The 20,252-nt window shown below is 63.9% G+C and carries 19 protein-coding genes; 7 read left to right on the plus strand and 12 right to left on the minus strand.

Features of this window, described 5'->3' with window-relative positions; all coding sequences use genetic code 11:
* Nucleotides 1-68: 68 nt before the first annotated feature.
* The 3 genes from PQ457_RS18220 to PQ457_RS18230 form a co-directional block, all read right to left on the minus strand.
* Nucleotides 69-449: a hypothetical protein gene (locus PQ457_RS18220; protein ID WP_273620271.1), complete on the minus strand. Its 381-nt coding sequence runs from the start codon at nucleotides 447-449 to the stop codon at nucleotides 69-71.
* A gap of 171 nt (nucleotides 450-620) precedes the next feature.
* Entirely contained in the window at nucleotides 621-1,775 is a 1,155-nt protein-coding gene (locus PQ457_RS18225; RefSeq protein WP_273620272.1) for a lactonase family protein, read from the minus strand.
* A 78-nt stretch (nucleotides 1,776-1,853) separates the two neighbouring features.
* Nucleotides 1,854-2,861 (minus strand): LacI family DNA-binding transcriptional regulator, encoded by a 1,008-nt coding sequence (locus tag PQ457_RS18230; protein WP_273620273.1) that lies wholly within the window; start codon nucleotides 2,859-2,861, stop codon nucleotides 1,854-1,856.
* 327 nt (nucleotides 2,862-3,188) lie between these two features.
* Here PQ457_RS18230 and PQ457_RS18235 point away from each other — a divergent pair, with 327 nt between their 5' ends.
* Nucleotides 3,189-4,133 carry a LysR substrate-binding domain-containing protein gene (locus tag PQ457_RS18235; RefSeq protein WP_273620274.1) on the plus strand — a complete coding sequence of 315 codons (945 nt, stop codon included), beginning with the start codon at nucleotides 3,189-3,191 and terminating at the stop codon, nucleotides 4,131-4,133.
* An 87-nt stretch (nucleotides 4,134-4,220) separates the two neighbouring features.
* Here PQ457_RS18235 and PQ457_RS18240 read toward each other — a convergent pair whose 3' ends face one another.
* Entirely contained in the window at nucleotides 4,221-4,811 is a 591-nt protein-coding gene (locus PQ457_RS18240) for an outer membrane protein (protein WP_273620275.1), read from the minus strand.
* A 366-nt stretch (nucleotides 4,812-5,177) separates the two neighbouring features.
* On the opposite strand from PQ457_RS18240, the gene PQ457_RS18245 reads away from it, so the two are divergent.
* The 4 genes from PQ457_RS18245 to PQ457_RS18260 all read left to right on the plus strand — a co-directional run bounded on the left by PQ457_RS18245 (nucleotide 5,178) and on the right by PQ457_RS18260 (nucleotide 9,337).
* Complete coding sequence (locus PQ457_RS18245; RefSeq protein WP_273620276.1) at nucleotides 5,178-6,218, plus strand: rod shape-determining protein; 1,041 nt, start codon at nucleotides 5,178-5,180, stop codon at nucleotides 6,216-6,218.
* Nucleotides 6,219-6,391: 173 nt separating this feature from the next.
* A complete protein-coding gene (locus PQ457_RS18250) occupies nucleotides 6,392-7,042 on the plus strand; it encodes a TadE/TadG family type IV pilus assembly protein (RefSeq protein WP_273620277.1) in 651 nt (216 codons plus the stop codon).
* Nucleotides 7,036-7,647 (plus strand): TadE/TadG family type IV pilus assembly protein, encoded by a 612-nt coding sequence (locus PQ457_RS18255; RefSeq protein WP_273620278.1) that lies wholly within the window; start codon nucleotides 7,036-7,038, stop codon nucleotides 7,645-7,647. The genes PQ457_RS18250 and PQ457_RS18255 overlap by 7 nt, the downstream gene beginning before the upstream one ends.
* Nucleotides 7,648-7,657: 10 nt before the next feature.
* Nucleotides 7,658-9,337, plus strand: a complete 1,680-nt coding sequence (locus tag PQ457_RS18260) for a TadE/TadG family type IV pilus assembly protein (protein ID WP_273620279.1) — start codon at nucleotides 7,658-7,660, stop codon at nucleotides 9,335-9,337.
* A gap of 87 nt (nucleotides 9,338-9,424) precedes the next feature.
* Here the strand turns inward: PQ457_RS18260 and cydX are convergent, their stop codons facing one another.
* From cydX to PQ457_RS18275, 3 genes are read right to left on the minus strand one after another with little or no spacing between them, the layout of a single operon-like run.
* Complete coding sequence (gene cydX / locus PQ457_RS18265; protein WP_084391181.1) at nucleotides 9,425-9,535, minus strand: cytochrome bd-I oxidase subunit CydX; 111 nt, start codon at nucleotides 9,533-9,535, stop codon at nucleotides 9,425-9,427.
* 13 nt (nucleotides 9,536-9,548) lie between these two features.
* Nucleotides 9,549-10,697 carry a cytochrome d ubiquinol oxidase subunit II gene (cydB, locus tag PQ457_RS18270; RefSeq protein WP_273620280.1) on the minus strand — a complete coding sequence of 383 codons (1,149 nt, stop codon included), beginning with the start codon at nucleotides 10,695-10,697 and terminating at the stop codon, nucleotides 9,549-9,551.
* A gap of 12 nt (nucleotides 10,698-10,709) precedes the next feature.
* Entirely contained in the window at nucleotides 10,710-12,272 is a 1,563-nt protein-coding gene (locus PQ457_RS18275; protein WP_273620281.1) for a cytochrome ubiquinol oxidase subunit I, read from the minus strand.
* Between the two features lie 141 nt (nucleotides 12,273-12,413).
* Between PQ457_RS18275 and PQ457_RS18280 the strand changes: the two genes are divergently transcribed.
* Both PQ457_RS18280 and PQ457_RS18285 read left to right on the plus strand, forming a co-directional pair.
* On the plus strand, nucleotides 12,414-14,030 hold the full coding sequence (locus PQ457_RS18280) for an ATP-binding cassette domain-containing protein (protein WP_273620282.1): 1,617 nt from the start codon (nucleotides 12,414-12,416) through the stop codon (nucleotides 14,028-14,030).
* Complete coding sequence (locus tag PQ457_RS18285; RefSeq protein WP_273620283.1) at nucleotides 14,027-15,565, plus strand: ATP-binding cassette domain-containing protein; 1,539 nt, start codon at nucleotides 14,027-14,029, stop codon at nucleotides 15,563-15,565. Before PQ457_RS18280 ends, PQ457_RS18285 begins: the two co-directional genes overlap by 4 nt.
* 118 nt (nucleotides 15,566-15,683) lie before the next feature.
* On the opposite strand, the gene PQ457_RS18290 is transcribed toward PQ457_RS18285, so the two are convergent.
* From PQ457_RS18290 to PQ457_RS18310, 5 genes are all read right to left on the minus strand, one after another.
* A complete protein-coding gene (locus PQ457_RS18290) occupies nucleotides 15,684-16,553 on the minus strand; it encodes an OmpA family protein (protein ID WP_273620284.1) in 870 nt (289 codons plus the stop codon).
* A gap of 153 nt (nucleotides 16,554-16,706) precedes the next feature.
* Nucleotides 16,707-17,924, minus strand: a complete 1,218-nt coding sequence (locus PQ457_RS18295; RefSeq protein ID WP_273620285.1) for an MFS transporter — start codon at nucleotides 17,922-17,924, stop codon at nucleotides 16,707-16,709.
* Nucleotides 17,925-18,100: 176 nt separating this feature from the next.
* A complete protein-coding gene (locus tag PQ457_RS18300) occupies nucleotides 18,101-19,009 on the minus strand; it encodes a LysR family transcriptional regulator (RefSeq protein WP_273620286.1) in 909 nt (302 codons plus the stop codon).
* Nucleotides 19,010-19,016: 7 nt separating this feature from the next.
* The gene (locus tag PQ457_RS18305; RefSeq protein WP_337958506.1) at nucleotides 19,017-19,169 is read right to left on the minus strand and encodes a cupin domain-containing protein; all 153 of its coding nucleotides are present in this window, start codon (nucleotides 19,167-19,169) and stop codon (nucleotides 19,017-19,019) included.
* A gap of 94 nt (nucleotides 19,170-19,263) precedes the next feature.
* Entirely contained in the window at nucleotides 19,264-20,196 is a 933-nt protein-coding gene (locus PQ457_RS18310) for a LysR family transcriptional regulator (protein WP_273620396.1), read from the minus strand.
* Nucleotides 20,197-20,252 lie beyond the last annotated feature (56 nt).

Below are 20,252 nucleotides of genomic sequence, written 5' to 3' on the forward strand. Positions count from 1 at the left end.
CGCGTCCGCGCATCCCCTGTTCGAGCGACAGGGGATGCGCTGGATCTGGATGGGCGATGCGAGGCGGCTTATCGGTGGCGATGGCCGCCCCCGCCCCAGCCCCCGCCACCATGCGGGAAATGCGGCATGCTGGCTCTGGGGCCGGGCGACATGGAGCCGTGGAAGGGTTGGAAATTATGCGGCCCGCGCGGGGCTTCGCGCATGAAATGGCCGCGGTCGCCCCGGATATAGACCCGATCGCCCAGACCGCGACGATAATAGAAATAGCCGTCGCTGCCCCAATAGCCGTCATAGATCGGCCCGTAATAGCCGTCATACCAGCCGTTATAGGCATAGGGCCCCGGACCATAGGTCATCCGCCCGCCATAGGCATAATCATCCGCGCAACCCGCCAGCGGCAGCGCGCCAAGGCCGAGCAGCAGGAGAAAGAGGTTCTTGTTCATCGTCATGATCGCCTCCATCAGCAGGGCATCATCCAGTCTGCGCCGGATTCTATTATCGCACGGCGCAGCATGACCAAGGCGGGACAATCGCCACCCGTTAACCCCTTATCCGACCCTGACTGTGACTTACGGCTGAATAAGGCGGGCACAAAGACGAGATTTCGTCATTTCCTTTCATCAACGCGCCACGAACTTGATATCGGACGCCTGATCGATGTTCAGCGTCTGGACCTCTTGCCCCACCGCGCCGCCGACCGGATCGCGGCGAAAGACCTTGATCCCATGGCTGCGTTGATTGGCGATCAGGACAAAGCGGCCATCGGGGGAAAAGGCGAATTCGCGCGGTTCATCGCCCTCGACCGCGCGGCGATCCACCAGTTGCAGCGAGCCGTCCTCCGGCGACACCTTAAAGCTGAGCAGGTGATTGTCGCTGCCCCGATCGGTGACCGAGAGAAAACGGCCGTCGGGCGAGAAATGGAGCGCCGCCGCGCCCACCTTGCCCGCAAACCCTTCGGGCGCCAGCGTGATCGTCTGGCGCAGCGTCAGGCGGCCATCGACATGATCGAGCACCGCCACCTGCCCGCTCATCTCCAGCGTGACATAGGCATGGCGGCCATCGCGCGAAAAGACCAGATGGCGCGGCCCCGATCCCTTGGGCATCTCGGTAAAGGGCTGATCGCGCAGGGCCGACAGGGGCGTTTCGCGCCGCGCCGGATCATAGCGATAGGCATAGACCCGGTCGCCCCCCAGATCCTGCACAAAGACAAAACGGCCATCAGGAGACGAGACCACCGAATGGATATGGGGCGAGGCCTGACGGTCGGGATTGACCATGCTGGCGCGATAGGTCTTGACCTGCGTGACCGGCTCCAGCGCCCCGCCCTTGCCCACCGGCAGCACCGACAAAATGCCCCCCGGATCGGCCGAAACCGCGTAATTGGCCACAAACAGATAGCGCCCGTCCTTGCTCAGACCGGCATGGGTGGGTTCAGCGCCCAGCGAGGACATGCGGTTGATAAAGGTCAGTCGCCCGCTGGCCGGATCCATCCGAAAGGCCGAGGCGCGGCCGACCGGATCACGCCCGCCTTCGCCGTTTTCATCCACCGCATAGAGCAGGCGATGATCGGTCGAAAGCACCAGCCAAGACGGGTTCTCCGCCGCAGTCACCTGCGCCGGGTGCGGGTCGATATGGCCGGTGCGGTCATCGAAATTGTAGAGATAGATCCCCTTGCTCTGTCCCCCTGTATAGGTGCCGATCAACAGGGGTGTGGCCATAGCCGATGAAGCCCCCAGCACCAGACCAAGCGAGCCGAGCAAAACTTTGAAAACCATGACCTGTATCCTGCCAAATGGGGCGATACAGGTGACCGCTTCACACGCCATCGTCAAGGCGCTTGGCAAGGTTCCGGTTCAGGCCGACTCCCGGATGACCAGTTCGTGGTCCAGAATGATCGTGGGCTGCTCGATGGTCTCGCCGCGAAAGATCGCCTGCATCATCCGCACGGCCGCCTCGCCCATTTGGGCGGCAGGCTGGCGGATCGTGGTCAGCGGCGGCGAGGCATAGGCGGCAAAGCGCATATCGTCGAAGCCGATCAGCGCAATGTCATCGGGCATGCGCAGCCCTTTTTCGCGGATGGCCGCCTGCGCCCCGATGGCCATTTCATCGCTGGCGCAAAATATGCCGTCGGGCCGTTCGGGGCAGGTCAGCAACTGCGCCATGGCCTCATAGCCCGACTCCATCGAGAAATTGCCCTCCACCACCCAATCGCCCCGCTGCTCCAGCCCGGCCCCGTCCAGAGCGCGGCGATAGCCTTCCAGCCGTTCCATGCTGACCGTATAGGGCCGCGGCCCCGAAATCATCGCGATCCGCTTGCGCCCGGAGGCGATCAGGTGCCGCACCGCCATTTCGCCGCTTTGGACATTGTCGATCTTGACCCTTGGGCAATTGGCGGCATGAACGCTGCCCTCGGCCAGGACCAGCGGAAAAGGCAAAGGCAATCCGGCCTCGACACTGTCGCGCAGAACGCCGGGCAGGAGCGAACCGAACAGGATCAGCCCATCTGCGACCCGCGAGGTGAGCAGTTCGACATAGTGGTCAAGCCGCTCCTGTTTGCGCTGCGTCTCACCGATCAGGATTCGACAGCCCAACTGGTGCGCCACATTCTCGATATTCTTGAGCGCTTCGGCAAAGAACAGATTGGATATGTCCGGGATGATGACCAAAATCGTGCGAAAGCGCGGCTGCCGCAATTGCTGGGCCATGGCATTGGGCACATAGTTGAAATGGGCGATCGCCTCGCGCACCTTGCTGCGCCGGACCGGAGCCACCTTTTCAGGTTCGCGCAGCACGCGCGACACGGTGGCCAGCGATACGCCCGCATATTTGGCGATGTCATGGATGGTGGGCGTATCGGACACGGGTCCATCCTGTCTGTGGCAAAGGGTAAAGACTGAATATTAGAATAGTGAATTTGTTTTTCAACCGCAATCTGCCATTCCCATTCCCTGTCCTATGGTTCTGCCCCATAGTTCATGTTTCTTCAACGGGGGCTTAACATTGGCCCCATTTGCCAAATGACGGCAGAAATGCCGCCGGTCCGGGCCGGAACGGGAAAAGTGCAAAAGCCGGGTGGCCCCGCGCATCGAATGGGTTTATCGGCCTTGTCATCCGGTCCGGCATGATGGCTTTGCGTTCAACGCGGCCGGGCGATTTGCACCGATGCTCTAAAGGGGCCGACCCGCATCATGATGGATCTCAACGATTTTGCCTTCTTTGCCGCAGTGGTCGAACATGGCGGTTTTACCGCCGCATCGCGCGCCACCGGCGTCGACAAGGCCCGGCTGAGCCGCCATGTCGCAGCATTGGAGGAGCGGCTGCATGTGCGCCTGCTTCAGCGCTCCACCCGCAGCGTCGTGCTGACGCAGGCGGGCAAGAGTTTCTATGAAGGCTGCATGCTGGTCATCGACGGGGCGCGGGTGGCCTGCGAAAGCGTGCTGGAATTTCAGCGCGAGCCTTCGGGCACCATCCGCATCGGCAGTCCGGTCATCATTTCGCAGAATTTCCTTGCCCCCATCCTCCCTCGCTATCTGGAGGCCCATCCCAAAGTGTCGGTCGTGATCGAATCCACCGACCGGCAACTTCATCCGTTGGAGGACCGCTTCGACGTGATCCTCTCGGCGCAGGCGCAATTTCCCGATTCCAGCAGCCTTGTCGCGCGTGAGATCGGGCGGATCCGGCGCATACTGGTGGCACAACCGGGGTTTCTTGAGCGGCACCCGGCCCTGCGCGATCCGGCCGATCTGATCGATCTGCCGATCATCGCGCGCCATACCGATATGGTGGATGAAAGCGCCCGCTGGACCATGCTCAATGAAGAAGATGTGGCCTTCAAGCTGGATTTCCAGCCCCGTCTGGTGACGGGCGACCTTCAGATCCAGATCGAGGCGGCCTGTTCGGGGCTTGGCCTTGCGCTGCTGCCCGAACCGCTGGTTGACGGGCGTCTGGCCGATGGCGATCTTATGCGGGTGCTGCCCGACTGGTTCACGCCGGAATACAGCCTGTTTATCGTCTATCCCACCCCGCGCGGAATCCTGCCTTCGGTGCGCAGTTTCATCGATTTCGCGCTGGCCAATATCTCGGTCGGGCCCAAAAAAGCCCGCGGACCAGCGGACGGGGCTGGTCCGCGGTGATGGCGGCCAAGGGATTGGGGGGGGGTGGATGGAGCGATGGCCGGAGGGGAAACCGGGCCATACACACCCTTGGCCGAAACTTACATCTTAGAAGCGGTAGGCGACACCGGCGAAGATCTGGTGGCGGTCAAACCGGCCGTTGCCTTCGCTGAAGTCGCTGTAGCGGTATTCGACGCGGGCCGAGACCTTGTCGGTCAGCTTGCGCTCAACACCGCCGCCCAGCAGCCAGCCATCGCGGTCGTCCGAACCATGGATGTTGCCGATATTCGCGCCGACCAGCGCGTTGGAATAGCCGCCGCGGACATAGGCCAGCGTCTTGGGCGTCACCAGATAGCCTGCGCGCAGCGAGAGATCGACCGAACGCTTGGGCGAGATCGAGGCCAGCCCGTTGCCAAAGCGCGAGCTGATCGGAAAGTTCACTTCGGCCTGCGCGCCCACCACGATGCGGGGATAGACTTCATGGTCATAGCCCATGAACACACCCAGCGTGCCGGTGTCGCTGGTCTGGGCCAGCGGGGTCACGCCAAGCGCCGTGCCGGGGTTGCGCACGTCATTTTCTTCCCAGCCGCCCTGCACACCGACGAAGGGGCCGGTAAAGCTCTGGGCATTGGCCGCAGCGGGGGCGGCAACAGCGGCCAGAGCGAAAGCGGCAGCGGCAGTATAGATGACAGACTTCATGATATTCCTCCTGCGCCCGCTGTCTCTTGTTTTCCTTTGGCCCGGCTTCCGATCCTGCGGAAAACCGTTGAACCATCGGTGGTTGGCAGCGGGTGTGAGCGCCAAATGGGCCTGTCCCGGCCCAATGATAAGACGGCAATTGCGTGAAGGATTGTTGTTGTGGTGATGCTAATCTCTGCGGCGGCGGTATGGGACAGCCCCCGTTATCGCGCAGGCTCCGGCAAAGGCTTGCGCCATAGTGCCGAGCGCGGCGAAACGGGCGTTGGTCTTACGTCTGCGGGCTTGTGTCGTACTTTGCCCGCCCGGTTCATATTCGGCTAATCTGGCGCAGGCTCCCTGCCGGTTTTTTGAAAACTGAGCGGTGACATGTCCATATTTGACCGGATTTCTTATGCCTCATCCGATTTGGCGATCGATCTCGGCACGGCCAATACGGTGGTCTATGTGCGCAACAGGGGCGTGGTCATCGCCGAACCATCGGTGGTCGCCTTGCAGACCATCCAAGGGGTTCACAGCGTGCTGGCGGTGGGCGATGACGCCAAGCTGATGATGGGCCGCACGCCCGAGAATATACGCACCGTCCGCCCGCTGCGCAGCGGGGTCATTTCCGATATTGATGTGGCCGAACAGATGCTCAAACATTTCATCCGCAAGGCCCAGGAACAACGGGGCCGAATGCGCGGCAGCCCCGAAATCATCGTCTGCGTGCCCTCCGGCTCCACCTCGGTCGAGCGCCGTGCGATCCGTGATGCCGCCTCCAATGCGGGCGCGCGCAAGGTCTGGCTGATCGAGGAAACCATGGCTGCCGCCATCGGCGCCGATCTGCCCGTCACGCATCCGATCGGCTCGATGGTGGTCGATATCGGCGGCGGCACGACCGAGGTGGGCGTGATCGCCACGGGCGGCATCAGCATGTCGATGTCGGTGCGCGTCGGTGGTGACAGGATGGACGATGCCATTGCCTCCTATGTCCGGCGCACCCATAATCTGCTGATCGGCGAGGCGACCGCCGAGCGCGTCAAGCTGCAACTGGGCGCGGCGCAGCTTTCCGAAGGGCCGGTGCCCACAACCATCGTCAAAGGGCGTGATCTGGTCCGGGGCGTGCCGCTCGAAATCACGATCTCGCAAGCCGAAATCGTCGAAGCGCTGGCCGAACCGGTGGGGCAGATCGTGGCGGCGGTGCGCAGCGCGCTGGAAAACACCCCGCCCGAAATCGCCGCCGACATCATCGACGGCGGGATCATCATGACAGGCGGCGGGGCGCTGCTGGCCAATCTCGACCGTCTGATCGCATCGGAAACCGGCCTGCCGGTCAAGGTGGCCGACAATCCGCTCGATTGCGTTGCGCTGGGCGCGGGGCATGTGCTGGAGGATTCCTCCTATCGCGGCGTCCTTCATGCCACCTAGGCCGCATGGCCATGACGGGTCAGGCGAAAGACTCTCTTAATAAAAATTCCATATAAACACCTAGGGTCGCATAGAGCTTTGGGACGGTTGTATTGGAATCTGGTCACGCCTTGGGCGGGGCATGGGCGGATGGGCGCTCTGCCCGTCGCTTTTGTCGGCGCTTGTGCCGCGATGTGTGCCGTGATGCATCGGGCGGGCCGACGATTGAATTCGCTCTTGTCGCTCCGGCCGTCATCGCCTTGCTGCTGGCCATTCTGCATATCGCCCTGATCTATCTCGCGCAGGAAGGGCTGGAAACGGCGGTTGAGGCGTCCTCGCGCCTGATCCTGACCGGCTCGGCCCAGACGCTGCAACTGGGCAGCGGGACCGGCGCCTATACCGGCATGAAGGCCGCCGATTTCAAGACCGCCGTATGCAGCGGCATTTCGGGCAAGGATTCGAGCGGCGCGGCTGTGACCTATCCCGCCTCGCTGCCGCCCTTTCTGACCTGCAACCGGCTCTATGTGAATGTTCAGGTCGTGCCCGCCACCTGCACCACGCCCACCATCACCACGCCCAATTTCACCTATACCAACGGCGCGCTGACCAGCACCGGCACCGGCTATGGCCAATCCAATTGCGCAGGCACCACCAACACCAACGGCGGGATCAGCGGCACCCAGAAATCGCTGGTGATCGTTCAGCTCATCTACCTGTGGCCCACGGTTTCGGCGCCGTTGGGGCTGAATTTCGTTAACCAGGCCAATGGCAACCGGATGCTGGTGGCCACCTCTGTGGTGACGGTCGAGGGCTATCTCTGCGCCACGGGGGTGACCTCATGCTAGACCGTCTGGCGCGCAGCCGCGACGGGGCGGCGCTGATCGAATTTGCCTTTACCCTGCCGGTGCTGCTGATCCTGTTCATCGGCGGCTATGTGGTGGCCGACATGATCGCCTGTTCGCGCAAGGTCACGGTGGCCACGCGCGCGCTTTCCGATCTGGTGGGGCGCAATGTGTCACCCTCCAGCACCGTCACCGCCTCCACGCTGACCACCTATATGAACTCTGCCCAATTGGTGATGACGCCCATGCCTGCGGCCCAGACCACGCTGCAGATCACCAATCTGCGCGTGTGCGATGCCACCCACGCCTATGTCGTGTGGAGCCAGGCCCAGACCAACGGCGCCACCGTTAACTCCTCGCTGACCGCCGGGAGCGTGGTGTCCATTCCGGCCAATCTGGTCACCGCGCCCATGGTGCCCTCCTCGCCCGATGGTTCGAATGTCTGTCAGAACACCACCAACGGGACCAACAAGGTGATGGTCGGCACCGCCGGCGGCTATCTCTTTCTGGGCCAGATCAGCTTTGCCTACACCCCGCCCATCGGTCTTGGCACGCTCGCCACCACGAAGCTGAGCGATCAGGACTATATGATTCCCCGCCTGCCATAGGTCGCGCGCCATGAGCTTTCGCCTCCAAACCCTGACCCGCTCCCTGCGCCTGGTTCTTGGCCCGCTGCGCCGTGACGGGCGGGGCAATGTGATGGCGATGACGGCGCTTGCCATCATCCCGCTGGTTTTTGCCACCGGCTTTGGCGTGGATTACAGCCGGGCGCAAAGGTTGCAGACCAAGCTGAACGCGGCAGCGGATGCAGCGGTGCTGGCCGCCGTTGTACCGCAAATGCTGAACCAGACCGATGCGGCAGCCCAGCTTGCCGCACAAAACATGTTCGACCAGCAGGTCAACAGCCTGAGCGGGCTGAGCAGCATCAGCCGCACCGTGACGATCAGCAGCACCCAATCAGGCAGCCTTGGCACCTTGCGCCTGGCCAAGATCACCTATACGGCCAGTTCCAGCAATATTTTCAGCACGATCCTGCATGTCCCCACCCTGCCCATCAACGGCAGCGCCAGCGCCAGCGCATCCCAGCCGCCCAGCATCAATTTCTATATCGCGCTCGACACCTCGCCTTCGATGCTTTTGCCCACCACCACCACCGGGATCACCAATCTGACGGCAGGCGCGCGCTGGAACGGCGAGCAATATTATTACGGCCGCGTCGATGGCTGTGACTTTGCCTGTCATTCCAGTAACATGCATCAGTGGAACGCGGGCACCTATGTGGTGGATTCCAGCTCGCGCCCGATCTATCTCAACAACAACACCTCCAGCAGCATCACCTTTTACCGGGTGGCCTGCGACGGCACGGTCTATGACAATAACGGCACCAAGCTGGGCACGAAAGGCTCGATCAGCGGCTCGGCCACCTATTGCTCTGGCTATAATCCGGCGGCCAATCCGGTCAATCTGACCTATCTGCCCACGGGCGCTTCGAAAACCACCACGGTCAGCGTCAATTTCCCCGACAGCTGGTGGCTGGCGCGCAATTACAGCATCGTCAATCCGGGCCAGTCGGCGATCACGCTGCGCACCGATGCCGAGGGCGAAGCTGCCGCAGGCGTCATCCAATATGCCTATCAGGTCGAACAGCAATATGCGACCGCCAGCGTGCCGCCCATCTACAAGATGCAGTTCTTCACCTTCAACGTGGGCAATCCGGCGCCGCTCTCCACCTCGCCCTTCGGCACGATGACCGATGTGGCCACGCTTCAGGGACAGACCTTTCCCAATCTCGGCGCGCAGGCCCCTTTGCTGGCGGCCAATTCCTATTGGACTTCGCTCAGCACCTACACCGGCAATGCCGATACCAATTTCACCTCGATGTTCAACTGGATGCAATCGACCATGCCCAGCACATCGGGCAGCGGCACACAGGCCTCGCCGCAAAATGTGCTGATATTGGTGACCGACGGGCTGGAGGATGACAATACGGGCGACGGCATAACCCAGCTCAACGCCAACAATATCTCGCAATGCAACGCGATCAAGGCGACCGGCACGCGCATTGCCATTCTTTACACGCAATATTTGCCCGCCACGATCAACTATACGCTGCACCCAACCTTTAACAGCACGGCGGCCAACAACGTACCCTATATCCAGCAGCAGTTGCAGGCCTGCGCCAGCCAGAATGCCGACGGCACCTATCTGTTCCAGACCGTTTCGACCGATGGCAGCGTTTCGACCGCGCTCAACACACTGTTTGCCATGGTCGTCCAATCGGCAAGGCTGGTGAAGTAAAACGCAAAGGCGGCCCCGGCGGGAAGGGCCGGGGTCGCCTCGCAGGGTCTGACAGGGGTGATCAGACCGCAGGGTCAGAGCGTTGGGTCAGACGGCAGGGTCGTCATCAATGGGCGAGTTGAATTCGTGCCACAGCCCGTTGATGATGCCAAAGCCCACCGCAAGGCCCAGACCCAGCACCCACGTAAAATACCACATGGTGTGTTCCTTTTTAGTAGAAATCAGGGTTCGAGCGCACATCGCCCAGAGTGATCCGCCCGCCCAGCATCTTCATCACCCATGCCGTATAGGTCAGCACCACCGGCAGGAAGATGACCGTGACGATCAGCATAATGAACAGCGTCATATGGCTGGACGAGGCATTCCACACCGTCAGGCTGGAGCGCGGATCGATCGAGGACGGCAGGATGAAGGGAAACATCGAGCAGCCCACCGTGGCGATAATACCCGTCGTGGCCAGCGCCGTGCCCGCCAGATTGAGCCAGCCCCGCCGCGCCGTGATGCCCGCCAGCGCGACCAGCGGCCCGACAAGGCCCAGAACCGGCGCCAGCACCATCCATGGATGCGCGCGATAATTGCCCAGCCATGCGCCGGGCGCGGCCACGCTGGCCGAGAGCAGCGGGTTGGACGGACCTTGCGTGTCAACCGTGCCGTTGATCGCCATGCCCATGCCCCCGCGCGCCACCATCAGCCCGCCGATCAGGAACAGTGCGATCGTCACCACCGCTGCAATCCGGGCGATGGCGCGGGCGCGGACCAGCACCGGCCCTTCCTCGATCTTGACCGCCAGCCATCCCGCGCCATGCAGCGCCAGCATGGCCACCGAGAGCAGGCCCGTCAGCAGGGTGAAGGGCGTGAACAGGCCAAGCAGCGAGCCTTCATAGGTCATGCGCAGATCGCTATCGAGCCGGAAGGGCGCGCCGATCAGCACATTGCCCACCGCCACGCCAAACACCAGCGCAGGCACAAACCCGCCCACGAACAGCGCCCAGTCCCAGCGGTTGCGCCAGCCTGCATCGGCATGTTTCGAGCGATATTTGAACGACACCGGTCGCAGGATCAGCGCCGCCAGCACGAGGAACATGGCAAGGTAGAAGCCGGAGAAGCTGACCGCATAAACAAAGGGCCATGCGGCAAAGATCGCGCCGCCGCCAAGGATGAACCACACCTGATGGCCCTCCCAATGGGGCGCGATGGCGTTGATAACCAGACGGCGCTCCTCGTCGCTGCGCCCGACAAAGGGCAGCAGCGCGCCCACCCCCAGATCGTAACCGTCGGTGAGAGCAAAGCCGATCAGCAAAACGCCCAGCAGCGCCCACCAGATGACCCGCAGCGTTTCATAATCAAGCGGAATATGCATGGATCTTCCCCCTTATTCGGCGGGCAGCGGGGCAAAGCCCTGCGCGGCGGCCATGGGTTCGTGATGTTCCTCCGGCCCTTTGCGGATCGCGGCGATCATCAGGCGGATCTCGATCACGGCCAGCGTGCCGTAGAGCGCGGTAAAGCCGATGATCGTTGCCCAGATCTGCGGCACGGTCAGCGAGGAAGCGCCAAGGAAGGTCGGCAGCACGCCATCGACCGCCCATGGTTGCCGCCCGATTTCGGCCAGCACCCAGCCCGCCTCGATCGCAAGCCACGGCAGCGGAATCATGAAAACCGCAATCTTGAGGAACCAGCGCTTGGAAAACCGGCAGGCCGAGGCGCAATAAAAGGCCATGGCAAAGAAGGCGATAAAGCCAAAGCCGAGCGCCGCCATCCCGCGAAACAGGAAGAACATCACCGGCACGTTGGGCACCGTGTCCCATGCCGCCTTCAGGATCTGACCGTCATTGGCCTGGCGCGGATCGGGCATATAGCGCTTGAGCAGCAAGGCAAAGCCGATGTCGCGCTTATGCGCCTCAAAGGCGGCGCGGGCGGCGATATTGCCGCGATCCTGCTTCAGCTTCTCCACCGCATCATAGGCGATGATCCCGCTGTGAATGCGCTCATCGGCGCGCAACACCAGTTCCTCGATCCCGTCGATCTTGCCCGACAGGCTGCGCGTGCCGATGATGCCCATCACATAGGGCAGCTTGATCGCGCCATGGGTGGTGCGCCCCGCCACATCGGGCAGGCCGATCAGCGTGATCGCGGCGGGTGCGGGTTCGGTTTCCCACATGGCCTCGATGGAGGCCAGCTTCATCTTCTGGTTGTCGGTGAGCGCATAACCGCTCTCGTCGCCCAGCACGACCACCGAGAGCGCCGAGGCCAGACCAAAGGCCGAGGCCACCATCATCGAGCGGCGCGCCACATTGGTCCATTTGCCGCGCAGCAGATAGATTGCCGAAACGCCCATCACGAATGTGGCGGCGCAGACATAGCCCGCGCTGACCGTATGGACGAATTTGGCCTGCGCAACGGGATTGAACAGCACCTCTTTAAAGCTGGTCACTTCCATCCGCATGGTTTCGGGATTAAAGGCCGCCCCCACCGGATTTTGCATCCAGCCATTGGCGATCAGGATCCACAATGCCGAAAGATTGGTGCCCAACGCCACCAGCAAGGTGACAAAAAGATGCTGAACCCGGCTGAGCCGATCCCAGCCGAAGAACATCACGCCCACCATCGTGGCTTCGAGGAAAAAGGCCATCAGCCCCTCGATCGCCAGCGGGGCGCCGAAAATGTCGCCCACATAATGCGCGTAATAGGCCCAGTTGGTGCCGAATTCGAACTCCATGGTCAGGCCCGTGGCCACGCCCAACACGAAGTTGATGCCGAAAAGCCGCCCCCAGAAGCGGGTGATCACCCGCCAGATCGGCCGCTTGGTTATGACATAGACACTCTCCATAATGACCAGCATGAAGGAGAGGCCAAGTGTCAAAGGAACGAAAAGAAAGTGGTACATGGCTGTCAAAGCAAATTGCAGCCGCGATAGTTCGATAACCGCCATATCCATCGGACATGTCCCCGTTGGGGCCGCGCAACAGGCGCAGCCATTGACCAGCGCATCAGGCGCAAGGCAGGCAAATGGCAGGCGGGCGTATCAGACAGACTCGCTTGCTAATTGCAGGCGATGCTAATATGAGCATTTTGTAATATGGTCAACCCCCTTTCCCTCGCCCGGCCCCGCCCTGATCCCGCCTCAAGCCTTTGGTGGATCACGGATACTGTCGGCGCGATAGTCGCGGCGCTGGGGCTGGCATGGGTGATTGCGGACGCGACGGCGGGCCATATAGCAGGTTTTGGGCCCTTTGTCCTGCTTGCGGGCGGGATCATCCGGGCGCTGGCCCAATCACAGGCGCATCACAGCGGCATCGCTGCTGCCATCCGCGCCCAAACCCGCTGGCAGGCGATCCTGCTGCCCGCCTTGCTGCCCACGCGGCTGATGCGGGGCAGGCTGGTGGGTGAGGATATGCATTTGGCCATTGAGGCGCCCGTTGCCACGCGCGGTTATGTCGCGCGCTATCTGCCGCTGCGTCTGGCCTCGGGCGTCTCGCCGCTGCTGGTGATGCTGGCTGCCTGGCCCGCCAGCCATGTCGCCGCCGCGATCATGCTGGCGACGCTGGCGCCCTTCATTCTGGGCATGGTGCTGGCCGGGACCGCCGCCGCCCGGCGGGCGCAGGCCCAGCATCAGGCGCTGGCGCGGCTGTCGGGCCTGTTCATCGACCGCCTTCGCGCGCTGCCCACAATCCTAGCCTTTGGCGCAGAGGAACGGATGACCCGCCATTTGGGCATCAGCGCCAGGGATGCGGCGCAGCGGACCCTCTCGGTGCTGGCGGTCGCCTTTGCCTCAGGGGCGATCCTCGAATTCTTCGCCGCGCTCAGCGTGGCGCTGGTGGCAGTCTATTGCGGCTTTTCGCTGCTGGGCCTGCTGCCCTTTCCCGCACCCGAAAGGCTCGATCTGGGGCGGGCTTTCTTTGTGTTGGCGCTGGCGCCGGAATTCTATCTGGGGCTGCGCCGTCTTGCCGCCGCCTATCACGAGAAACAGACCGGCGAGGCCGCGCTGGCCGCCATGGACGAGGCGATGGGCGCCCTGCCCCCGCCCCTTCCCGCCATCGCCGCGCCCCGGCAATGGATCGGCCGCGGCGTGGTCCTGACCCACCGCGAAGGCGCGCGGATCGGCCCGCTCGACTGGGATTGGCGCGGGCCGGGGCTGCATGTGGTGACCGGCCCCACAGGCAGCGGCAAATCCTCGCTGCTGCTGGCGCTGATCGGCCAGGTTGCGGTGAGCGAAGGTCGGGTGCTGGCCGATGATGGTGATTTCCTGCCCGGATCGGCCAATCCTTCCATCGGTTGGGCCGGTCAGGCCGTGGCCCTGTTGCCCGGCACACTTCGCAACAATCTGGCGATGGGCAACAATCTGGCGATGGGCATGGCCGATGACGAGGCCATGCTGGCGGTCCTGAACAGGATGGGGCTGGGCGCGATGCTGGCGGCGCGGGGCGGGCTGGATATGGTGATCGACCATCGCGGTTCGGGCCTTTCGGGTGGAGAACGGCGGCGGATCGGCCTTGCCCGCGCCATTTTGTCGGGCCGCCCGATCCTGTTGCTCGACGAACCCACCGCCGATCTCGACCCGGTCACGGCCGCCACGATCCGCGCCCTGCTGGGCGAAATTGCGCAAGACCGCATGGTGATCGCGGCCACCCATGATGCCGACCTCATCGCGCAGGCCATGACCCAATGCCCCGTCGCCCCGGAGATCGCCCGATGAGCAGCCTGCTTGACAAACCGCTGGCCGGGCAAAGGCGCGCCTTGCGCTGGGGCATGGTTTGCGCGGGTGGCGCGGCGCTGGCGGCGATCGGACTGCTGGGGGCGGCAGGCTGGTTTCTGGTCGGCGCGGGGATGGCGGGCATGGCGGGCCCCTCGGCGGTCGCCGCTTTCAACTACCTCCTGCCCAGCGCTGCCATTCGCGCCGCCGCCATCACGCGCACGGCGGGACGCTATGGCGAAAGAATGCTGGGCCACCGCGCCGCGCTGTTTGCTCTGGCCGAATTACGGGCCTTTCTGTTCGCCCGACTGGCGCAGGGCGCGCTTAACGGCCGCGATCCGGGGCGCAGCGGGGCGATGGCCGCCCGCTTCGGCCGCGATGTCGATCTGCTTGAGGATGCCGCGATCCGGCGCGTGGCACGGGTCGGCGGATGGACGGGGGGAATGGCCGGGCTGGCGATGGTGGGCCTGCTGGGCTGGCGCGCGGCGGTGGCCATGGCGCTCGGGATGGCCGCGATGCGTTTCGCTTCGCGCGCGCTGGCGAAGCGGCTGCCCCCGTTGCAGGCGCAGGCGGCGCAGGCCCATGCCGACATGCAGGCCGATTATGCCGACATGGCCGGCCCCGCTGCCGATATTGCGGTTTACGATCTTGCCCCGCGACTGGCCGCCGCGATGGATAATGACGCGATGGCGCGGGCCGAGCGTGCGCTGGCCCGCGCCGAGGCGACGATCACCGCCTCGCAAACCATTCTCGCCGGCCTCATTCTGGCGCTGATCGCCTGGAGTGCCCGTGGCGGAGCGCCGATGCTTGCGCTGGGGCTGCTGGCCGCGATGGCCGCACTGGAGATATGGGCCGGGCTGGCCGTGCATGATGCGGGCGCGCCGCAGGTGCGTCAGGCAGAGGCCCGGCTGCAGGCCATGGAGGCCCCGCAAGGGCCGCCGCCACGTTCCCTCTCACCGCATCCCGCGCTACATATCGCGGGGCAGGATTTCGCCCCCGGTGCGCGCGTCCTGCTGTCCGGCCCATCGGGCATCGGCAAGACGCGCCTGATCGAAACGCTGGCCGGATTGCGCGACGATGCGCCGCAGGTGTTGCGGGTGGACGGGAGCGATCCGCGTGCACTGGGGCTGGCCGGTCTGCGCGGGACTTTTGCCGTCATGACCCAGGACGCGCCGCTGATCGCGGGCAGTCTGGCCGACAATCTGGCGCTGGCCCGTCCCGGCATCGATCGGGCGGCGATGGAACAGGCGCTGTGGGTCGCCTGCGCACAGGATATCGCCCCGCTCGATCACTGGCTGGGCGGCGAAGGCGCGCGGCTGTCGGGAGGACAAAGGCGGCGGATCGCTCTGGCGCGGGCCTTGTTGGCGGGGCGGCCGTGGCTCCTGCTCGACGAGCCGAGCGAAGGGCTGGACCGCGCCACCGAGTCTTTGCTCTGCGAGCGGTTGCAGCAATGGCTGGACAAGACCGGAAGCGGGCTGATCCTGATCAGCCATCGCCCCGCCATGGCGCAACTGGCCGTCCAGACGATCCATCTCTGACCCGAATGGTCGGCACGGACGCGACGATTAGGCCGTAACGGCCAGTGCCTTGACGGCAAGGGGCCTTGGCGACACATCCATCGACAAAGCCCCGCCATCACCGCCGTGCCGGAGTCGTTCAGACCCCGTCGACCGCCTTGCTGACCAACACGTTGACCGAAACGCGGCGGTTCTGCGCCTTGCCTTCGGGCGTGTCATTGCTGGCCAGAGGATCGGCCTTGGCCATGCCGGTCGGGGTCAGCATGCGATAGGGCTTCCAGTGGCACGCCTGCTGGAGATAGTTGATCACGCTGCTGGCGCGCTTTTCGCTCAACGTCTGGTTGAACTCGTCGCTGCCGGTCGCATCGGTATAGCCCACCACCAGCAGGAGCGCATTGCTCACGCCTTCGGCCTGGCTGGCCGTATTGCAAAGCTCGGCCTTGTCTTGCGGCGAGAGAGATGCCTTGCCGGTGTCGAAATGGACATTGGTCGTGCTCTTGACGTTGTAATTGTCAATGTCGGCCATGCGTCCGCGCAGCGCCTCGGTCGCCGCCTCATTGGCGGCAAAGCGCTGGTCGGTGCCGTGGCGGACCATGTTCGCCATTTTCAGGTCGCCCTGACGCAGCGTGATCTGGCTGGCCAGCAGGCCGCCGGGCCATTGCATCGTGCGCACCGTCACCGGCAGACCGTTGAGCAGCGCCCCGCCGTCCATCTTGTTGCTGCCGAACAGGCCCTTGCTGGCCTTGATGACGGTGGCTTCATTATAGGCGATCACCGATTTGGTGCCATCGGGGCCTGTAACCTGCACCCGGTTGCCGCCGCGCGCCGAGATAAAGCCCTTGATCTCGGGGCCCGGCGTCATCTGCGAGGCATCGGGGATGGGGGTGCCGTTGACGGTGATATCAGCCTTGGCGGCATCGGGCGACTGGGCCGAAACGGCGGCCGCCATGGTCATGGCACTGGTGGCCAGCAGAACGATGATTCCCGACTTTTTGGACATGACACGCATCACACAACTCCTTTTCGAATTTCACCAGAGCGGCGTGTCACTTCGATCATTTCTCGCAGATGAAGGTTGCATTCAAGCAACTGTCAGGGAGGCCAAAGCGATTACAAATTGCGACGAATTGTGTCTGGACAGGGCGTTTGGCTGCCCGTCGACTCATTTCACAAGCGTCGTCTTGCGCTCCTGAGGCACGCAAAACAGGCCCAGCACGCCCGAAAGCACCAGCAAAAGCGCGGCCAGAGCGAAACTGGCCTGATAACCCAGATGGTCAAACAGCATGCCGCCCAGCCCCGCACCCAGCGTGATCGCCATCTGTATCACCGCCACCATCAGACCCCCGCCCGCCTCGGCATCATCGGGCAAGGCGCGGGCCAGCCACGCCCACCACGCCACGGGCGCTGCCGTGCCGATACAGCCCCACAGCGCCAGCAAGGCCCCCGTGGGCAAGGCTTGGTGCCCCCAGCGTATCAGTCCGAGCGCCACCAGCCCCAGCAGGATCGGCATCACCAGCAAGGTGCCCCGCAAGGAGCGCGCGACAAACCGCCCGATTACCGCATTGCCCACCATCCCCGCCGCGCCCAGCCCCAGCAGGATCAGCGAGAGAGCCGAAATCCCCACTCCCGTCACCTGCTCCAGAAACGGGCGGAAATAGGTGAAGGCGGCGAATTGCCCCATAAAGAGCAGCGCCGTGGCCGCCATGCCGATGGCCACCTTGGGTTTGGGCAGGATGCCGAAAACCCCGGCCCGATCCGCCGCCACCGGCGCGGGCAGGCTGGGCAGGGTGAAATATTTCCATGCAAAGGTCAGGGCGGCCAGCGGCACGACCGCAAAGAAGGCCCCGCGCCACCCGATATATTGGCCCAGAAAACTGCCCAAGGGCGCAGCGATGGTGGTGGCCAGCGCATTGCCGCCATTGAGCAGAGCCAGCGCGCGCGGCACATCGCGCGCGGGCACCAGCCGCATGACCGTGGCCGTCGACATCGACCAGAAACCGCCGATCACCATGCCGATCATCGCCCGCCCCGCCATCAGCATAACGAAATTGGGGGCGGCGGCCACCACCACCCCCGATGCCGCCATCAGCGCCGTCAGGCCCATCAGCAAATGCCGCCGGTCCACCCCCGCGCTGATCCGCGCAACGCACAGGCTGGTGATGACGGCAAACAGGCCCGATATCGCGATCGCCTGCCCGGCCGTCCCTTCCGATAGCGAAAGATCGCGGGCGATGGGCGTAAGCAGGCTGACCGGCATGAATTCCGAGGCGATCAGCGTGGAGACACAGAGCGTGAGGGCAAAGACCGCGCTCCACGCAGGCGGTGTGTCGGGCGCGTCCGGTCGGGCGTCCAGAAGGGCGGCGGGGGCAGGATTGGACATGGTTTTCCTTTACGGGCGAAAAAATGGCCTTGATCGCGCGGCGTTTATCCATCGCGCGACAGGCATCGGCCACTTGCGAGAGCGGCAGGTCGAGGTCGAACACAAGGCCGGGGTTGATCGCCTTGGCCCCCGCGCATTCCACGCGGCGTTGAACCAATTTCATCAAAGGCTGAAGATCAGAAGCCCAGCGGCCGCATTTCCCGGATCAGTTCGACCAGCAGGCGCAGGCCCACCGGCAGATTGCGCCGCCCCGGATAGTAGATATGCAAAGGCTCGCCGGGCGAAACCCAGTCCTCCAGCACCCTTTGCAGCCGCCCCGCCGCCAGGTCCCCGGCGATGGAGGGCAGCGCGGCATAGACCAGCCCCGCCCCCCGCCGTGCCAGTTCATTGGCCAATGAGCCGGAATTATGGGTGATCGCGCCGGGCACGGCCATGACGATACTTTCCCCGCCGCGTTCAAATTCCCAGCGATAGATCCGCTCATCGCCCAGACGGATCTGCAGACAGCGATGCGCGGCCAGATCATGCGGATGCGCGGGCACGCCATGGACCGCCAGATATTCGGGCGAGGCCGCGATGCACCATTCGATCTGCGCGCTCAGGCGCTGGGCGATCATGTCATCGGGCACGGTGCCGCCAAAGCGGATGCCCGCATCGAACCCGTCGTCGAACACATCGAGCATCCGGTTTTCAACGCAGATATCCAGCTCGATCGCCGGCCAGCGCCGGTTGAATTCGGGCAGCACCGGGGCCAGCAGCATTTCAGCGGCGACATCGGGAACATTGAGCCGGATGCGCCCGCGCGGCGTATGGCGATGGCGGTTGAGCACATCCTCGGCCGCCATCACCGCGGCAAAGGGCGCCCCCAGCCCCGCCAGCAGATCTTCGCCCGCCGCGCTCAGCGTCACCGAGCGGTTGGTGCGGTTGACCAGCTTGACGCCCAGCCTTTCCTCCAGCCCCTTGAGCGCATGGCTGAGCGCCGAAGCGCTGACGCCCAGTTCCAGTCCGGCCAGACGGAAATTGCGGTGGCGGGCAATGGCGATAAAGGCGGCAAGATCCGCCAGATCGGTTCGGGCAAAGGCCATGGGCGACCTATACCGCGTTCAGCCCGTCAAGGTAATCCTCCTCGCTCGCCTGCTCCAGCCAATGGACCGGCGTACCGTTCAGCGATTCCGGAACGGCAATATGGGGCATGGCGGTGGTGCGGGTGGCGGCACAGGAATGGCGGGCGGGTTTGAGCGACATCGGCAATGTCCTGAAAAATTGATGACACCCCGCCTTATCACAGCCCCCGCATCCGGTTCAGATATCACATGCTTCACGCCGCATTGAACAATTTTCATGATGGCGCGGCGGATTCCGGCAATCCTGCCGGTACGCCATAGCCCCATTGTTGATACATCCGCGCGATCACCGCCCCCATCAATGCCAGTTCGGGCGATGTGTCCCCTGCCCGGTGGCTCAGGATAATGGGCGAGGTCGCCGGTTCGGCCAGTTCGCGATAGGCAACGTCATGGCTGCGCGCGCGGCGCACCGATTCCGGCACGATTGCCATGCCTTCCTCGGCCGCGACCAGCCCGATGGCGATCTGCAATTCGCGCGCCTCATGGACAATGCGCGGCTCGACACCGTGATCGCGGAACAGCGAGATGACCTGATCGGCATAGCTGGGGCGCGGCGAGCGGGGATAAAGAATCTGCGGCTCGTCGGCCAGTTCCTTGAGCGAGACAGGTCCGGCCTGCCGCGCCAGCGGGTGGTCCATCGGAAAGGCTGCGATCAGCCCTTCATGGCGCAGGATGATGCGCCGCACCGCCGGATCTTCAAAGCGGATGCGGCCAAAGCCGATATCGATCCGCCCGTCTTTCAGCGCCGCGATCTGATCCAGCGTGGTGCTTTCGACCATCACCAGTTCGACATCGCTGGCCGCCTTGCGGAATTCGCGGATCAGTTCGGGCAGGCGCGCATAGATGGTCGAAGCGACAAAGCCCAGCACCAGCCGCCGCCGCTTGCTGGTGGCCGCCGCGCGCACCATGGTCTGCAGATCCTCCATCCGGGCCAGCATCTGCAAGGCCTGCGAATAGAGCAGCTTGCCCACCGGCGTCAGCCGCAGGGGCCGCGCGGCGCGATCCAGCAGGGGCGAGCCGACATCGGCCTCAAGCTGTTGAATGGCGCGCGAAAGGGGTGGCTGGGCGATATGCAGCCTTTCGGCGGCGCGGTGGAAATTGCCTTCCTCGGTCACGGCGACAAAGTAACGCAGGAGCCGCAAATCGATCATTCCATACCTTTCAGGTATCAAAGTGACACCGCATTGATCTTTGTCGAAGCGCG

The sequence above is a fragment of the Novosphingobium humi genome, from assembly GCF_028607105.1.
In the GTDB taxonomy this organism is placed as follows: domain Bacteria; phylum Pseudomonadota; class Alphaproteobacteria; order Sphingomonadales; family Sphingomonadaceae; genus Novosphingobium; species Novosphingobium humi.

Coding starts and splice junctions, on each gene's coding strand:
- PQ457_RS18220 (WP_273620271.1), bottom strand. CDS start 449: ATGACGATGAACAAGAACCTCTTTCTCCTGCTGCTCGGCCTTGGCGCG.
- PQ457_RS18225 (WP_273620272.1), bottom strand. CDS start 1,775: ATGGTTTTCAAAGTTTTGCTCGGCTCGCTTGGTCTGGTGCTGGGGGCT.
- PQ457_RS18235 (WP_273620274.1), top strand. CDS start 3,189: ATGATGGATCTCAACGATTTTGCCTTCTTTGCCGCAGTGGTCGAACAT.
- PQ457_RS18240 (WP_273620275.1), bottom strand. CDS start 4,811: ATGAAGTCTGTCATCTATACTGCCGCTGCCGCTTTCGCTCTGGCCGCT.
- PQ457_RS18245 (WP_273620276.1), top strand. CDS start 5,178: ATGTCCATATTTGACCGGATTTCTTATGCCTCATCCGATTTGGCGATC.
- PQ457_RS18255 (WP_273620278.1), top strand. CDS start 7,036: ATGCTAGACCGTCTGGCGCGCAGCCGCGACGGGGCGGCGCTGATCGAA.
- PQ457_RS18260 (WP_273620279.1), top strand. CDS start 7,658: ATGAGCTTTCGCCTCCAAACCCTGACCCGCTCCCTGCGCCTGGTTCTT.
- cydX (WP_084391181.1), bottom strand. CDS start 9,535: ATGTGGTATTTTACGTGGGTGCTGGGTCTGGGCCTTGCGGTGGGCTTT.
- cydB (WP_273620280.1), bottom strand. CDS start 10,697: ATGCATATTCCGCTTGATTATGAAACGCTGCGGGTCATCTGGTGGGCG.
- PQ457_RS18275 (WP_273620281.1), bottom strand. CDS start 12,272: ATGGATATGGCGGTTATCGAACTATCGCGGCTGCAATTTGCTTTGACA.
- PQ457_RS18280 (WP_273620282.1), top strand. CDS start 12,414: ATGGTCAACCCCCTTTCCCTCGCCCGGCCCCGCCCTGATCCCGCCTCA.
- PQ457_RS18285 (WP_273620283.1), top strand. CDS start 14,027: ATGAGCAGCCTGCTTGACAAACCGCTGGCCGGGCAAAGGCGCGCCTTG.
- PQ457_RS18290 (WP_273620284.1), bottom strand. CDS start 16,553: ATGCGTGTCATGTCCAAAAAGTCGGGAATCATCGTTCTGCTGGCCACC.
- PQ457_RS18295 (WP_273620285.1), bottom strand. CDS start 17,924: ATGTCCAATCCTGCCCCCGCCGCCCTTCTGGACGCCCGACCGGACGCG.
- PQ457_RS18300 (WP_273620286.1), bottom strand. CDS start 19,009: ATGGCCTTTGCCCGAACCGATCTGGCGGATCTTGCCGCCTTTATCGCC.
- PQ457_RS18305 (WP_337958506.1), bottom strand. CDS start 19,169: ATGTCGCTCAAACCCGCCCGCCATTCCTGTGCCGCCACCCGCACCACC.